Genomic DNA, 13,788 nt, shown 5'->3' with positions numbered 1-13,788 from the left:
GGTCGAGGCCATGCGCCGCCAGGTAGACCGTCACCTGGCGCGCGCACTGACCCGCCTGCACGCCGGGCGCGAGATTGCCATCGAAGTACAAGGCAGCGGGCACTTCGCCGGCGACCGCCAGGATCTGATCGAGATCCTCGGCAACCTGCTCGACAACGCCTGTCAGTGGGCCACCTCGCGCGTGCGCGTCACGCTGGCGGAGCGCGCCGGCATGCTGGACGTGGTGGTGGAAGACGATGGCCCCGGCATGCCGGAGCAAGCCCGCGAACTGGCCACGGCCCGCTTTGGCCGACTGGACGAAGCCGCCGCGGGCAGCGGCCTGGGGCTGGCCATCGTCAGCGAGATGGCCGCCCTCTACGAAGGCGGGCTGGAACTGGGCCGCAGCGAACTGGGCGGCCTGCTGGCCCGCCTCAGGCTGCCGGCGGGCCAGGCCTGAGGCGGGCGCGTACCGGGCTCAGCAGGCCGCGGTCATCTTGAAGATGCCCTGCGCGTTGCCGGCATCGAAGGACAGGTCCAGYGTGGCCGCGGCGCTTGCCGTGGCGGGCACGACATCGCGCGTGATGAACTCGTAGAACGAGCCCGGCACGGTGCGCCCGACCCGCACGCCGTCCGCGCCGACGAAGCCGCGCTCCACCGGGTCAGCCTTGAACGCGGTCTGCAGCACGCGGCCCGAGCGCGAGACCTCCACCGCATCCTTGATGGGACGACCCAGCTCGCGCTGCGTATCGGCCACGGCGCGCACGTCGGCCACGCGGTCGGTGGCGTGGTTAAAGGCGTTGCCCTCGGTGGAAATCCAGGCCATCTCGGCCGATTCCTTGAGCAGCAGCTCGTAGTCGGCCAGCGCAGGTTCGGCGTGGTGGCGCGCGAAGCACGCCGCAAGCTGCGGCACCAGGCGCGCGGCGTCGGCCAGCGGCAGGCAGGCGTCGCGCTCGAGCACGGCGAGCTGCACCACGGCGTCCTCGCCGAGCGGGTCGGCGGAATCGGATACCACGCGCGACACGGCAGCCTGGAACCCTGCGCTGAAACGCTCCGGGTGCAGTTCGCTGAGGAAGTACTGGGCGATATCGTCCGGCAGGTCGGCGTGCGCGTAGGAACGGCCGGTCATGCCGATACGGTCCAGCGGATAAGTGCCGTTGAGACGGTAGCCCAGCGGGCCCAGGATGCGGGTAAAGGCAATCTCGCCGCCCGGCAGGCGGCCGCAATCCCATTTCACCGTGCGCAGCGCGCCGTGGTCGAACACCACCTGGCCACCGGCCTTGATCACGTCGCGGGTATAGGCCATGCCGGTCGGCACGCGCTCCAGGATATCGGCGAACAGCACCATATTGAGGGCCTGCGCCACTTCGGCGCGGCTGGCGGTATCGCTGCCTGCCGTCAGCAACTCCGGCGAAACATTCATCAATTGCAGTAACTCGGCTGCCTGTGCTTCACCGCAGATGGTCTCGAGAAGTCGTTGCAGATTCGGCTTGGTCATGGTCGATACGCTGGAAATCGTTTGTTTTCGGGGGATGGAGGGAGCACGTAGCTTCCCGGCGGGCTTATTGTGAGACCGCGCCGGACTTCGTACAATTGATAACTTCGCACCAACTTCCTTCCAAAAACGCACTATGCGCAAAGGCATTCCCAGTCTCACCGCACTGCAGATGTTCGAGGCCGCGGCACGGCTGGGCAGCTTCACGCGCGCAGCCGACGAGCTCGCGGTGACCGAAAGCGCCGTGTGCCGGCAGATCGCCGGGCTGGAAGCGCGCCTTGGCGTGCCGCTGTTCCACCGCATCCGCAAGCGCATCGTGCTGACGCCGGCCGGCGGCACCTACGCCGAGGAAGTGCGCGAGCGGCTGGACCAGATCGAGCAGGTCACGCTGGATGTGATGGCGCAGCGCCCGCGCGGGCGCGCCATCGAGCTGGCGATCGGGCCCACCTTCGCCAGCCAGTGGCTGATCCCGCGCCTGCCGCAACTGGCGCGCGCGCTCCCCGACCTCACGCTGCACCTGTCGGCGCGCACCGAGGCGTTCGAACTCAGCGATACCGCCTTCGATGCGGCGATCTACTACGGCGAGGGATTGTGGCCTGGCACCGAAGGCGAGCGCATCCTGCAGGAAGGCCCTTCGGTGCCGGTGTGCAGCCCGGCGCTGCTGGGGCGTCGCAAGCGGCTGGAGCTGGCGCAGATGCTGGAGCTGCCGCTACTGCACCTGACCACCCGCCTGCGCGCGTGGGACGACTGGCTGGCAGCGGCGGGCGCGGCCTTGCCGGCGCAGGCCATGCGCGGCCCACGCTATGACCTCTACACCATGCTGGCGCAGGCGGCGGCGGCCGGGGTCGGCGTGGCCCTGATACCGCGCATCCTGATTGCAGAAGAACTGGCTCAGGGGCGCCTGGTGGTACCGCTGGCCACGCTGCCGGCGGAAGCCGACAGCCGCAAGGCCTATTACCTTGCGCACCGGCGCGGGCTGGCGCCCGACGACAAGGTCCTGCAATTGCGCGACTGGCTGCTGGCGCAAGCCGTCTAGGCAGCTACGGGCACGTCGGCCCAGCCTCAGTGCGCATGGGCGCTGACCGCCTCGCGCGTATCGCGCGCCAGGCCCATGGCAAAGGCCACCTCGGCAACCAGGAAGAGCGGCCCCACCAGCAGGCCGGCCAGGTCGTCGACGAAGGCGGRCTTGCGCCCTTCGTAATAGTGGCCGATGAACTGGATCACCCAGCCCACCACGAACAAGCCGACGCCCCAGGCCAGCCAGGCGCCGGTGGACAGCGCCGCCAGCAGGCCGCCGACATAGACGAAGCCCGCCAGGATCAGCGTCATCGCCACGCCGAAGCCGGCCGACAGGCGCAGATAGAACAGGCACGACAGCGCGTACACCACCATCGCCGGCGTCAGGTAGCCCGCGCCGTCGCCCAGCGGCATGGCGGGGCGCGCCAGCAAGGTGGTGACCGCCAGGACGATCATGGGAATACCGATAAAATGCGTGAATACATTGCGCGGGTCGCGGTGATACGCCGCGTACGCCGCGAGGTGGTCGATCAGTGTTTTCACGGGGGTCTCCTGCCGGCGTGGGGGCTGCCGCTGCTTGTGACGCGGCTCGATGTGGCGGTATGGTATCGGGCAGCAAAACGCCGGTCTGTCGGGTTTTTGACACTCCCGTACCGACTGGGAGCGGCAGCACGCATAAGACGACACAGGAGACGATGATGGGCGTAACGCAACGTACGCAGCAGGCGCCGGCACCCGAGCCGCTGCACGTGCTGCGCGCGGGAAGCTGGTTCGCGGGCCTGCCGCCGGCCATGCAGGAAGCCTTGCTGCGCGACGCCGTCACCCGCAGGCTGTCCGCCGGACAGCTGTTGTTCGTGCGCGGCGACGCCTTCGACGGCATCTTCGTCGTGCTTTCCGGCACGCTGCAGATCGACGCCCACAGCGCCGCGGGCAAGGCGGCCCTGCTCGGCCTGCTGGAACCCGGCGCCTGGTTCGGCGAGATCTGCCTGTTCGACGGCCTGGCGCGCACCCATGATGCGCATGCCACGAGCGCCGCCACCGTGCTGCACCTGCAGCGCGACAAGCTCTACGCCATGCTGGCGCAGCATCCGCAATGGTGGCGCGAGTTCGGCAAGCTGCTGGCGGCCAAGACGCGCGAGGCCTTTCATTACGTGGAAGAAACCCAGGTATTGCCGCCGCTGGCGCGCACCGCGCGCCGGCTGGTGGCGATGGCGCAGGCCTACGGCGACCTGCCCGGGGTAGAGCGCCGCTCCGTCCACATTCCGCAGGAACAGCTCGGCCAGATGCTCGGACTGTCGCGCCAGACCGTCAACCACGCGTTGCGCGAGCTGGAGGCGCGCGGGATGCTGCGGCTGCATTACGCCGACATCGAGCTGCTCGACGTGCCGGCGCTGCTGGCATTGTCCTGATGCGCGGCCGAGGCCGGCGCCAACATATCGAGTCACCATGACCGCAGCAGACACACTGAACACGCCGGACGCACCAGATGCGCTGGACGCGACCCGCCTGCAAGCCTATCTCGACCGCATCGGCCACCCGCTGCCGGCGGCGGCCGACCGCGCTGCACTGGACAGCCTGATCGCAGCACACCTGGCGCGCATCCCCTTCGAGAATATCGACGTGCTGCTGCAGCGCCCGGTCCGGATCGGCGTCGACGCGGTCTTCGACAAGCTGGTCGGGCGGCGCCGCGGCGGCTACTGCTTCGAGCACAACACCCTGCTGGCGGCGGCGCTGCGCGCCCTTGGCTACGCCGTCACCCTGCTGGCGGCGCGCGTGCGCTGGAACGTGCCGGACGACGTGCCGACCATGCAGTCGCATATGCTGCTGCGCGTGGAGGCCGCGCACCTGAGCCATATCGTGGATGCGGGATTCGGTGGCCCCACGCCCTATCGCGCGCTGCCCCTGCCGCCCGCCGGCGATGCCGATCCGGCATTCCCCTACCGGCTGAATCTGGTCGACGATTCCGCCAGCGCCGCCTTCCACCTCTACGACATGGAAGTGCGCGGCGCGGACGGCTGGTTCCGTATCTACCGCTTCGACCTGTCGCCGCAGCAGGCCATCGATTACGAAGCGCGCAACTGGTACACCTCGACCCATCCGGACAGCCTTTTCCGCCAGGCACTGTGCGTGGCGCGCTCGCAGGTCGATACGCGGATGACGCTGCTGAACGACGAATTCGCCGTGCGCGCGACGGATGGCAGCGTCCACCGGCAGCGGCTGGATTCGCCTGACAAGATCATCGAGGTGCTGGCCGAGCGCTTCGGCCTTGCGCTGGAACACGCCGACGCGCAGGCGCTCAAGGCGATCCTGCCCGCGCTGCTGCAGGCGCAGCGCGCGGACTGAGCGGCTACCGCTCAGGCGCGCAAGGGCTGCACATCGAATCCCGCGTGCGCAAGCAGCGCCGGCAAGCCGGTCTCGCCGACCAGATGCAGGGCGCCGACCACCACCAGGGTCGGCTCACGGTCCGCGATCAGCGCCAGGATCTTTGGCATCCACAGCCGGTTGCGTTCGTCGACGAGGGCAGCGAGCGTGACCGGCCACTGCGCGCGGCGCTGCGCCAGCAGCGTTGCGAACGGCCCGGCCTGCCCCAGCCGCCACCAGCGCACCATGTCGACCGGCTCGGCGGCAGCCAGATCCGGCTGTCCGGCGAAGCATGAAAGCATGTCGACCTGTTCGTCCAGCGGGACGCCCTGCAGCAGGCGCAGTGCGTCGCTGGCATCCTCCAGCGCGTCGCTGGCAAGCCCGTCCGCCAGCGCGCGCGCCCACAGGTGGCGGTCCACGCCGTGCTGCGCGACGATACCGTGCCGCGCCGCCAGCGCGAACTGCAGGTGCATCGCCGCGAATACCGGGCGCAGGCGCTCCAGCTCGGCGACAGGCAGGCCGAAGCTCTCCCACAGCCTTCGCACCTGCTCGAGGACGGCGGGCGCAAGGTGCCGGCCGAGACTGTCCCCCGGCGGGAAATAGGCCGCACCGGCATCCGGCGCGCGATCCATCGCCACTTCGAAGACCACGCGCGCGGCCGAACGATAGGCCTGCTCGGCGGCCGGGTCCAGGGCCGATAGCGGCGCGTCGAGTACGTGGATGGCGCCGAGCAGCGTGACGCCGGTGTTCCTGACCTGCCAAAGCATAAAGCGTATACCCCTATGTCGGGACGGGCTGACTTGCCCGCCGCAGCGACGCCAGCATACCTTCTCCCGCAGTGCAGAACACCGTCATGCACCGCATGAATTGCCAAAAGAAAAAACACTGATAAGCCAGGGCGGCGGCCGATTTGCGTGTGGACTGGCCGGTGGCGCCCAACCATAATGTACCGGGCGGTAACATCGGGCAGTGCCTGGCGGCAAGCCGGTTGCGCCTGCCGCGCATTCCCTGATCCGATAGCACCCTTTACAAAACATCCAGTCCCGCTCGGCGAGGACATGGAAACCAGGAGACACGCATGTCATTGTTCGACCTGACCGGCAAGGTTGCCATCGTCACCGGCTCTTCTCGCGGCATCGGCCGCGCCATCGCGGAACAGATGGCGGTACAGGGCGCCAAGGTGGTGATTTCCTCGCGCAAGGCCGAAGCCTGCCAGGAAGTCGTCGACGCCATCAACGCCAAGCATGGCGCCGGCACCGCGATCGCCGTGCCGGCCAATATTTCCTCCAAGGAAGACCTGCAGCGCCTGGTCGACGAGACCAACCGCACCTTCGGCAAGGTCGACGTGCTGGTCTGCAATGCCGCCTCCAATCCCTACTACGGGCCCATGAGCGGCGTCACCGACGAGCAGTTCCGCAAGGTGCTGGACAACAACGTCATCTCCAACCACTGGCTGATCCAGATGGTGGCGCCGCAGATGATCGAGCGCCGCGACGGCTCCATCATCATCGTGTCGTCCATCGGCGGCCTGCGCGGCTCGCCCACCATCGGCGTGTACAACGTGTCGAAGGCAGCCGACTTCCAGCTCGCGCGCAACCTGGCGGTGGAATTCGGCCCGCACAATGTGCGCGTCAACTGCATCGCCCCGGGCCTGATCAGGACCGATTTCGCGCGCGCGCTGTGGGAAGACCCGGAGCGCTACAAGCAATCCACGCAGGGCGCCCCGCTGCGCCGCATCGGCGAGCCGGTGGAGATCGCCGGCGCCGCGGTGTTCCTGGCCTCCGCGGCCAGCACCTTCATGACCGGCCAGGCCATGGTGGTGGACGGCGGCGTGACGATCTGATCCGCGCGGGAACGCCCGTTCCCGCCTTGCGCGCTGCCCAAGCTGTTCCCGCTGTTCCCGCTGTTCCCATCCGGGCTCCCGCTCCCGGCGTGAGGCGCCTTCCCAGGCGCCGGTGCGCCCGGGCGGGGTCCATCCTGCCATGCAGTCAGGGAGGCACCGATGTCGAACCAATCGCAAGCAGCTACGTCCTGGCCGGCCATCAGCCTGGCCGAGGCGCATGCCCGCCTCACCGCGCCCGGCGCTCCATTCGAAACCGAGACGCGCGTCATCCGCGGCATTCCCACCACCGTCTTCAAGAACGCGCCGCCCACGCTGCGCGAGCTGTTCCTGCAAGCCTGCGCGCTGGGCGACAAGATCTTCGTGGTGTATGAGGACGAACGCGTGTCGTATGACGCGTTCGGCCGCGCCGCGCTGACCGTTGCTCACGCGCTGATCCGCGACGGCGTGCGCAAGGGCGACCGCGTGGCGCTGGCCATGCGCAACCTGCCGGAGTGGCCGGTGATCTTCTACGGCGCATTGCTGGCCGGCGCCATCATCACGCCGCTCAACGCATGGTGGACCGGCGCCGAGCTGGAATATGGCCTGGCCGATTCCGGCAGCAAGATTGCCTTCGTCGACGCCGAGCGCCTGGGCCGTATCCTGGAGCATTTGCCGGGCTGCCCCGCGGTCGAACGGATCTACGTCGGCCGTGCCGGCGGCGCCGCGCACGGCGACACGCACGGCGACACGCGTATCGCCGCGTTGGAGAGCCTGGTCGGCACCCCGGACCAGTGGGCTGGCCTGCCCGCGCTGCCCGTGCCGGACATCGGCATCGAGCCCGACGACGACGCCACCATTTTCTACACCTCCGGTACCACCGGCAAACCCAAGGGCGCGCTGGGTACTCACCGTAATTCGGCCACGGTGGCGGTAGCCGGCCTGTTCAGCCCGATCCGCAACTACCTGCGGCGCGGCGAAGCCATTCCCGCGCCGGATCCGGAGGCGCCGCAAAAAGGCATGCTGCTGGCGGTGCCCTTCTTTCACGTCACCGGCTGCATGGCGGTGCTCAATGGCGCGCTGGCCAACGGCACCAAGATCGTCCTGATGCGCCGCTGGGAACCGGTGCGCGCCATGGAACTGATCGAGCGCGAGCGCTGCACGGCCGCTGGCGGCGTACCCACCATCGCGTGGCAGATCATCGAGCATCCGGAGCGCGCGCGCTTCGACCTGTCCTCGCTCGAGAACATGAACTACGGCGGCGCGCCCGCCTCGGCCGAACTGGTCCGCCGCATCACCGAAGTGTTCCCGCATTCCGCGCCCGGCATCGGCTGGGGCATGACCGAGACCTCGGCCACCTTCACCAGCCATAGCGGGGAGGAATACGTGGCGCGGCCGGAAAGCGGCGGCCCGGCGCTGCCGATCGGCGAGATGAAGATCGTCGACGGACGCGGGCGCAGCCTGYCCGTCGGCGAGACCGGCGAGTTGATGGTGCGCGGGGCCAACGTGGTGCGCGGCTACTGGAACAAGCCCGAAGCCACCGCGCAGACATTCATCGACGGCTGGCTCAAGACGGGCGACATCGCGCGGCTTGACGACGATGGTTTCCTGTATATCGTCGACCGCATGAAGGACATGCTGATCATGCCAATGGCAAGATATTGAAATCGACGCTGCGCAAGATGCTCGACGCCGCGGCCTGACAATCACGACCGCACCACGGGAGACCATGCCGATGCATCGCCATCCATCATCCACATGCCGCGCGGCGCTGCCGGTCCTGGCCGCCGCACTGCTCGCGGCCGGCTGTGCCGGCCAGGGCCAGGGCAGCGCTGCCGCCCCGGTGCCGGAGATCCGCCCGGGTATCCTGGCCGGCTACCTGCCGGCCGAGGCGCGCCCCGACAGCCTGCAGCTGGTGCCGCCGCCGCCCGCGCCGGGCTCCGCCGCCCAGGCAATGGACGACGAGACCGCCCGCGCCAGCGTGGCCCTGCGCGGCACCGCGCGCTGGCGCCAGGCCGCCGTCGACGCCAACCTCGGATTCCCCCGGGCAGCGCAGATCTTTTCCTGCGCGCTGGATGCGCCGGTGTCGCAGGAGCAGACGCCGCGGCTCTACCTGCTGCTGCGCCGCACACTGGCCGACGCAGGTCTGTCGACCTACGGCGTCAAGGACAAATACGTGCGGCCGCGACCGTTCATGGTCAACCACGAGCCAACCTGTACACCGGATGAAGAACCCAAGCTGGTCAAGGACGGTTCCTACCCGTCCGGGCACAACGCCATTGGCTGGGCGTGGGCGCTGATCCTGGCGGAGACTTCGCCGCAGCAGTCCGATGCCATCCTCGCGCGCGGCCTGGCGTACGGCCAGAGCCGGCTGGTCTGCAATGTGCACTGGCAAAGCGACGCCATGCAGGGCCGCATCATGGGCGCGGCCACCGTGGCGCGGTTGCATGCCGATCCGCTCTTCCGCGCCGACCTGGTCGCGGCCAAGGCAGAGCTTGCCGACGTCCGCGCCAGGGGACTCAAGCCCGCCGGCGACTGCGCGGCCGAGCGCGAGGCGCTGGGCGGCAAGTAGCCTGGCGGCAGGCCGTACCCTGGCCGGACGAGATCAGCCGCGCCCGACGAAGGGCATCTTGGTGGCCATCACGGTCATGAACTGCACGTTGGCGTCGAGCGGCAGGTTGGCCATGTGGACCACCGAGCTGGCCACGTGGGCCACATCCATCAGCGGTTCCGGCGCGATCTCGCCGTTGGCCTGCGGCACGCCGCGGGCCATGCGCGATGCCATGTCGGTAGCGGCGTTGCCGATGTCGATCTGGCCGCAGGCGATGTCGTAGGCGCGGCCGTCCAGCGAGAGGCTCTTGGTCAGGCCGGTGATGGCGTGCTTGGTCGCCGTGTACGGCACCGTGTTGGGGCGCGGCGCGTGCGCGGAGATGGAGCCGTTGTTGATGATGCGGCCGCCGCGCGGGCTCTGCGACTTCATCAGCGCGAAAGCGGCGCGCGAGCACAGGAACACCCCGGTGAGGTTGGTGTTGACCACGGCCAGCCACTGCTCCACCGACAGCTCGTCGATGGATACCGCCGGCGCGTTGATGCCGGCGTTGTTGAACAGCACGTCGAGCCGGCCGAATTCCTCGCGAATCTTCCCGAACAGCCCGTCCACCGATGCCGGATCGCTCACGTCGCACTGCACCGCCAGCGCCGTATGGCCCGCGGCGCGCGCCTGCGCGGCCAGGACTTCCAGCGGCTCGGCGGTACGGCCGGCAAACACCACGCGGTAGCCCGCCAACAGCAGCGCCTGGGCCACTGCCTTGCCGATGCCGCGGGCCGCGCCCGTCACCAGTGCAACCTTGCCTTGCTCACTCATGCTGTTCTCCGAAAAAATAATGGGATCTGCCACGGGCTGGCTGGCGTGCCCGGTCGGCGGGATAGGAATGCTTGCCGGCGGTAAGCGGGGGATGTGTTCGTCGGGCGCCTATTTGACTGGGATCGGCGTGTCCGCCGCCACCGGCACCGCCGTCACGCTGTTCTGAGGGCTGCCGGAAACGATGYGGTCGGAATACGTCAGGTAGACCAGCGTGTTGCGCTTGCGGTCGACCGTGCGCACCACGTGCAGGGCCTTGAACAGGATCGACATGCGCTCGGAGAACACATTGTCCTGCTGGCGCAGCGGGCCCTTGAAGCTGATCGGCCCGACCTGGCGGCAGGCGATCGACGCCTCGGGCGGGTCTTCCGCCATGCCGAGCGAGCCCTTGATGCCCCCGGTACGCGCGCGGGAAACGTAGCAGGTCACGCCCTGCACCTCCGGGTCGTCATAGGCTTCGATCACCACCTTGTCCGAGCCCGTCATGCGGAAGTTCGTGCTGACGCTGCCGATTTCCTCGGCATGCGCCGCCGGCAGGGCCAGCAGCGCCGCCAGCAAGACCGGCACGGCCAGCGCAACGCGGCCCGCCAGGCGGGTCGTCATGGTACGCACGCCGGCTCCCTCCACCTCAGGACACCGCGCCGGTGATTTCGTCATGGCGCTTTTCCATTTCCTGGCGCAGCTGGCGGCGCAGCTGCGCGGCGGCGAAGCGCTGGCGCTCCACCTCGTCGCGCGGCTGCAGCGGCGGGACTTCGGCCGGCGCACCATTGTCGTCTACCGCCACCATGGTGAAGTAACAGCTATTGGTATGGCGCACCAGCTTGCTGCGGATGTTCTCGGTGATGACCTTGATGCCGATTTCCATGGAGCTGCGGCCGGTAAAGTTGACCGCCGACAGGAAGGTCACCAGTTCGCCCACATGGATGGGCTGGCGGAACACCACCTGGTCGACCGAGAGCGTCACCACATAGCGCCCGGCGTAGCGGCTGGCGCAGGCGTACGCGACCATGTCGAGGTACTTGAGGATGGTGCCGCCGTGCACGTTGCCGGAGAAGTTGGCCATGTCCGGTGTCATCAACACGGTCATGGAAAGCTGGTGGGACAGGTCATTCATGATGAAAATCCGGGTTTTCGAAACTGCCGGGCGGATCCGCGAAGGCCAGCCGGAGGGCCGGCGCCGACGATCGGCAGTGTAACCCGGAACGGCCGCCGCGCCGTGCCTGGAGGCGCCCCGGACAGCCGGCCGGGACAATAAAAAAGCGGCCTTCGAGGCCGCCTTCTCATTTCAATGGCGCTGCAGACGCGAACTGCTTACTTCTTCTTGTTCACAGCGTCCTTGAAGCCTTGGCCGGCGGAAAACTTGACCGTCTTGGCGGCCGGAATCTTGATGGTCTCGCCGGTGCGCGGATTGCGGCCGGTGCGCGCAGCGCGCTTGCCCGAGCCGAAGCTGCCGAAACCCACCAGCGTTACCGAATCACCCTTGGCAACCGCCTTCTTAATGTTGTCCAGAGCAGCATTCAGCGCGCGCTCTGCTGCAGCATTGCTCAGTTCCGCGTCAGCGGCGATGGCAGATACCAGTTCACCTTTATTCATGGCTGATTTCCCTTGTTGGTCGTCGTCATCGGAGTGTCTGCCACGCGGCAAATCACCGATCGGCGCAGTCTAATCTGCGCTTTACGCATTGGGCAATCCCCAGTGGCACCAATGCAACGAAAAAAGCCGCAAATCCTTGAGTCAAGCGCCTTTGCGGGGAATTTACCCCCCCTTTTCCGGGCTTTCAAATGCGGCTGCTGGCGGTATCGGGAAATCGAACATGCGTACGCGCGCAGGACCGCGATGCCCCGCGGCGATCCTGGCATTTGCCGACACCCGCGGCCAACGGCAAAGCGCCGCTCTGTGCGCATGCACGACGGAGGGTTCAGAACATTCTCTGCGTCTTGCGCCCGCGATTTCGCTAGTCGATTGCGCTAGTCGATTGCGCTAGTCGATTGCGTTAGTCGATTGCGCTTGTGATTCGGCCTGCGATTCGGCTTGCGATTGCGCCGGCCATTGCGCCGGCCATCCTGCTCGCCAGCTTTTTGCACCAATATGGTAACACCGCTCTTTTTGGTGCATACAAAGTGAGATGTTTCGCCCCAAAACAAGGCATTGCCTCATATTGGCGCAAGCAGAACGCGCGGCGCGGGCGCACGCCGCCGTGTCATCCGCCGCTTCCCGGCTGCACGCTCGCCGGGGCGCGTGGGCTCCGGGCAGGCCGCGCGCGACAATCCGGTGCGTGATCCACCAACTCGGTGCAATTTTCGCACCGTCCTGGCTCAAACTGGAACGGATATTGCATACCAGTGCTCCCATTTTGAGCATGAGGAATGTATGGACAATTGGAAGAGCGGCACCGACGCCCTGTTCATCCTGCTGGGGGCGATCATGGTGCTTGCCATGCATGCGGGCTTTGCCTTTCTTGAGCTAGGCACCGTACGCAAGAAGAACCAGGTCAATGCACTGGTCAAGATCCTGGTGGATTTTGCGATTTCCACGATCGCCTATTTCTTTATCGGCTATACGGTAGCTTATGGGGTCGAATTTCTCGCCAGCGCCCAGACGCTGGCGCAAAGAAGCGGTTATGAGCTGGTGAAATTCTTCTTCCTGGCGACATTCGCCGCGGCCATCCCGGCGATTATCTCGGGCGGCATCGCGGAGCGTTCGCGCTTCAATCCCCAACTGGTGGCGACCTTCGTCCTGGTCGGCCTGGTCTACCCCTTCTTCGAAGGCATCGCCTGGAACAACCGCTTCGGCGTGCAGGACTGGATCGCCTCGGTCGCCGGCGCGCCCTTCCACGACTTCGCCGGCTCCGTCGTGGTCCATGCCATGGGCGGCTGGATCGCGTTGCCGGCCATCCTGCTGCTCGGCGCGCGCCGCGGCCGCTACCAGAAAGATGGCCGCATCAGCGCACACCCGCCCTCCAATATCCCGTTCCTGGCGCTGGGCGCGTGGGTGCTGGCGGTGGGCTGGTTCGGCTTCAACGTCATGAGCGCGCAGACCGTCGACAAGATCAGCGGACTGGTCGCCATCAACTCCCTGATGGCCATGGCCGGCGGCACGCTGGCCGCCTGGGCGGCCGGCCGCAACGATCCCGGCTTCGCCTATAACGGGCCGCTCGCCGGGCTGGTGGCGGTGTGCGCGGGCTCGGATCTGATGCACCCGCTGGGCGCGCTGGTGACCGGCGGCGTGGCCGGCGTGCTGTWCGTCTATCTGTTTACGCTGGCCCAGAACAAATGGCACATCGACGATGTGCTGGGCGTGTGGCCGCTGCACGGCCTGTGCGGCGCGTGGGGCGGCATTGCCGCCGGCATCTTCGGTGCGCAGGCGCTGGGCGGCATCGGCGGGGTTTCGCTGGGCGCGCAGGCGATCGGCACCCTGCTGGGCATTGTCATYGCCCTCGTGGGTGGCACCGTGGTCTATGGCACGCTGAAGAAGGTGGTCGGCATCCGGCTGGATGCCGAATCCGAATACAACGGCGCCGACCTGTCCCTGCATCGCATCTCGGCCACGCCGGAGCGCGAAACCAACTGGTAGATCGACGCGGCAAGGCAGCCGCCTGCCGCTCCCGCCGCTCCCGCCGCGGCACGCCGGGCCAGCCAGGCCCGCCGTGCCGCGCGATTTTGTGCTTGAACTTCCGCTCGCGGCAAAGCAATAATGCCTTGACCGCCCCCGCGTCACGCCCTCGCCGCGCCCGGGCATCCGCTGCATGATGTTCGTTGC

The 13,788-nt window shown here is 67.7% G+C and carries 15 protein-coding genes; 8 read left to right on the top strand and 7 right to left on the bottom strand.

From position 1 onward, the window contains the following. The coding region (locus tag AC1DO7_RS37075) for an ATP-binding protein (RefSeq protein WP_477117286.1) at positions 1-436 on the top strand (436 nt) is incomplete at its 5' end. 18 nt (positions 437-454) lie between these two features. Here the strand turns inward: AC1DO7_RS37075 and AC1DO7_RS37070 are convergent. Then, a complete protein-coding gene (locus AC1DO7_RS37070; protein ID WP_441643293.1) occupies positions 455-1,474 on the bottom strand; it encodes a DUF1338 domain-containing protein in 1,020 nt (339 codons plus the stop codon). A gap of 133 nt (positions 1,475-1,607) precedes the next feature. Here AC1DO7_RS37070 and AC1DO7_RS37065 point away from each other — a divergent pair, with 133 nt between their 5' ends. Further along, complete coding sequence (locus tag AC1DO7_RS37065) at positions 1,608-2,507, top strand: LysR substrate-binding domain-containing protein (RefSeq protein WP_441615191.1); 900 nt, start codon at positions 1,608-1,610, stop codon at positions 2,505-2,507. 26 nt (positions 2,508-2,533) lie between these two features. On the opposite strand, the gene AC1DO7_RS37060 is transcribed toward AC1DO7_RS37065, so the two are convergent. Next, positions 2,534-3,031 carry an Mpo1 family 2-hydroxy fatty acid dioxygenase gene (locus AC1DO7_RS37060; protein WP_477117285.1) on the bottom strand — a complete coding sequence of 166 codons (498 nt, stop codon included), beginning with the start codon at positions 3,029-3,031 and terminating at the stop codon, positions 2,534-2,536. A gap of 155 nt (positions 3,032-3,186) precedes the next feature. On the opposite strand from AC1DO7_RS37060, the gene AC1DO7_RS37055 reads away from it, so the two are divergent. Then, a complete protein-coding gene (locus AC1DO7_RS37055) occupies positions 3,187-3,897 on the top strand; it encodes a Crp/Fnr family transcriptional regulator (RefSeq protein WP_441615420.1) in 711 nt (236 codons plus the stop codon). Between the two features lie 37 nt (positions 3,898-3,934). Beyond that, entirely contained in the window at positions 3,935-4,831 is an 897-nt protein-coding gene (locus AC1DO7_RS37050) for an arylamine N-acetyltransferase family protein (RefSeq protein ID WP_441615187.1), read from the top strand. An 11-nt stretch (positions 4,832-4,842) separates the two neighbouring features. Here the strand turns inward: AC1DO7_RS37050 and AC1DO7_RS37045 are convergent, their stop codons facing one another. Next, entirely contained in the window at positions 4,843-5,616 is a 774-nt protein-coding gene (locus tag AC1DO7_RS37045; protein WP_441615185.1) for a TraB/GumN family protein, read from the bottom strand. A 311-nt stretch (positions 5,617-5,927) separates the two neighbouring features. On the opposite strand from AC1DO7_RS37045, the gene AC1DO7_RS37040 reads away from it, so the two are divergent. The 3 genes from AC1DO7_RS37040 to AC1DO7_RS37030 all read left to right on the top strand — a co-directional run bounded on the left by AC1DO7_RS37040 (position 5,928) and on the right by AC1DO7_RS37030 (position 9,240). Beyond that, complete coding sequence (locus tag AC1DO7_RS37040) at positions 5,928-6,692, top strand: SDR family oxidoreductase (RefSeq protein WP_441615183.1); 765 nt, start codon at positions 5,928-5,930, stop codon at positions 6,690-6,692. 159 nt (positions 6,693-6,851) lie between these two features. Beyond that, the gene (locus AC1DO7_RS37035) at positions 6,852-8,333 is read left to right on the top strand and encodes a class I adenylate-forming enzyme family protein (protein WP_477117284.1); all 1,482 of its coding nucleotides are present in this window, start codon (positions 6,852-6,854) and stop codon (positions 8,331-8,333) included. 70 nt (positions 8,334-8,403) lie between these two features. Then, entirely contained in the window at positions 8,404-9,240 is an 837-nt protein-coding gene (locus tag AC1DO7_RS37030; RefSeq protein ID WP_441615179.1) for an acid phosphatase, read from the top strand. A 33-nt stretch (positions 9,241-9,273) separates the two neighbouring features. On the opposite strand, the gene AC1DO7_RS37025 is transcribed toward AC1DO7_RS37030, so the two are convergent. The 4 genes from AC1DO7_RS37025 to AC1DO7_RS37010 form a co-directional block, all read right to left on the bottom strand. Beyond that, positions 9,274-10,032, bottom strand: coding sequence for an SDR family oxidoreductase (locus AC1DO7_RS37025; RefSeq protein ID WP_441615177.1), 759 nt, complete (start codon positions 10,030-10,032; stop codon positions 9,274-9,276). Between the two features lie 108 nt (positions 10,033-10,140). Beyond that, a complete protein-coding gene (locus AC1DO7_RS37020; protein ID WP_477117287.1) occupies positions 10,141-10,632 on the bottom strand; it encodes a CreA family protein in 492 nt (163 codons plus the stop codon). A 25-nt stretch (positions 10,633-10,657) separates the two neighbouring features. Continuing rightward, entirely contained in the window at positions 10,658-11,143 is a 486-nt protein-coding gene (locus AC1DO7_RS37015; protein ID WP_441615175.1) for an acyl-CoA thioesterase, read from the bottom strand. A 197-nt stretch (positions 11,144-11,340) separates the two neighbouring features. Continuing rightward, positions 11,341-11,622 carry an HU family DNA-binding protein gene (locus tag AC1DO7_RS37010; RefSeq protein WP_020202816.1) on the bottom strand — a complete coding sequence of 94 codons (282 nt, stop codon included), beginning with the start codon at positions 11,620-11,622 and terminating at the stop codon, positions 11,341-11,343. Between the two features lie 777 nt (positions 11,623-12,399). Between AC1DO7_RS37010 and AC1DO7_RS37005 the strand changes: the two genes are divergently transcribed. Further along, positions 12,400-13,602, top strand: a complete 1,203-nt coding sequence (locus tag AC1DO7_RS37005) for an ammonium transporter (protein ID WP_477117283.1) — start codon at positions 12,400-12,402, stop codon at positions 13,600-13,602. Positions 13,603-13,788 lie beyond the last annotated feature (186 nt).

The organism is Cupriavidus sp. 05N40 (genome assembly GCF_056397305.1).
This window is presented reverse-complemented; position numbering and strand designations above follow the sequence as displayed.